Source organism: Anaerostipes sp. Marseille-Q3525 (assembly GCF_018223505.1).
GTDB lineage: Bacteria > Bacillota > Clostridia > Lachnospirales > Lachnospiraceae > Anaerostipes > Anaerostipes amylophilus.
Genome location: NZ_JAGTTT010000069.1, coordinates 1 through 1,817 on the forward strand (window position 1 = coordinate 1; position 1,817 = coordinate 1,817).

Sequence of the window (1,817 nt, forward strand, 5' to 3'; positions counted from 1 at the left end):
AGAACAGGAAACAGTAAAGAAGACCATTTCCTATCAGTGGACACTCATGGATAAGGACCAGAACATCACACGGTTTGATGCGAATGGAACGATGGTTTCACAGGAAGATGCAAACGGAAACTTCCTGTTATATGAAATGGATGAAACAGGGTTGTTAAAGACAGTAACAACAGACAAGAACCAGTTCCTTAAGATGCAGTATAATGACCAGAACCTGTTAAAAGAGATCGAACTTGCAGATGGAACAAAGATGCAGTATACCTACGATACAGCAGGAGATCTTACCAATGCAGCCCATGTGTCAGCGGACGGAAATCAGTCTGTACAGGAACCATATGCTTATGATAAAGAACACCACATGACAGCCATAACGGATGCAGAGGGAAATGATTATGGTGTTACATATGAAAGGGAAAAGGCAGTCCGTTTTACCAAGCCGGACGGAGAATACCAGCAGATCACATATGGGGATGGAACAACCACAGTATCCCTTCATAAGAATGACGGAACAAAGATATCCGAAGATTCCATGACCTATGAGAAGAACAGCGGAAAGCTTTTATCTTCCACAAATGGGGATGGAGTTAAGACGACATACCAGTATGAGAACACAGAGAATCCGCTGTTACAGACAGGAACTGAGACAACCGTATGCTATCAGACATTAGAAAACAATCAGGTAAACTTTAAAAATGATGTGAAAGTAACGACAACAACTGCATATGACAGCAACGAAAACGTAGTGGAAGAAGTGGATGAGACAGGGCAGGTAACAAGCACAACCTATGGAACAGGGAAAGAATCCAGTCTTGCACAGACAGAAGTAATCAAAAACAGTGAGGGAGAAACTACCTCAGACACAACATATGATTACGATGATCATGGAAATATGATTCTTGAATATGAAGATATCGGAGATACCAGAACAGAGTATGCATATGATGAGGATGGAGAGGTCAAAGAAGAACAGTCCTATGAGAATGTTAAGTCAGAGGGGGATGCCGGAGTTCTGACGTCCGAACAGACAACACAGAAAGAAGAAGCAGACCATAAAGTCAGTGAGACATTAACAAGTACACAGGGAGAAGTGACACAGGAAGATACAACTTCCTATGATGCAATGGGAAGAGAAGTTTCAAGTACGGACCAGAATACAGGAGAAGTGACAACAACCACTTATGACTTTATGGGACGTGTCATAAAAACAGAAAGATCCCTGACAGATCAGGAAGGAAATAAGACAAGTCAGACAGAGACAAAGAGCTATGATGCAAACGGCGCAGTCACATCAGAGACAAGCAGTGCAGGGGTTACAACCAAGTATCGTTATGACAGCAGAAACCGTGTAACTACCACAAAGGAAGAAGCAGACAATACGACAAAAACAACAGAAACTTCTTATGGATATGAAACTGCCGTGATCCATACCCTGACAGGAACAAAGACCTATAAGGATCTTCAGGTACAGACAGCCAAAGTCAATGGAACCGTGACAGACAAGACATGGACAGACCATGCAGGCAATGCAGTCCGTACCTTAAACAGTGGTATCTATACGGATCATGTCTTTACTGACGATGGAAAAGAGATCGCAGCGGTCACACTTGGAAGCAGCACAGATGGAGAAGGAAAGATCTCCCTGACGTTATACAATAAGAAAGGAAAAACAACCCATACGATCAGCCAGCCGGTGGTTGATGGAGACAGTATCACCACAGGAAAAGATACGATCATCAATGAGACTGCATATGATGTTAATGGAAATGAGAGTGCTGTGACCGATGGAAACGGAAATGTCACAACCTATACTTATGATG

1 protein-coding gene is annotated in these 1,817 nt (G+C 42.7%); it reads left to right on the forward strand.

Translation table 11 applies throughout. From position 1 onward, the window contains the following. Positions 1 to 1,817 (forward strand): RHS repeat protein (locus KE503_RS14270; RefSeq protein ID WP_212385707.1); only part of this gene is annotated, 1,817 nt, incomplete at both ends.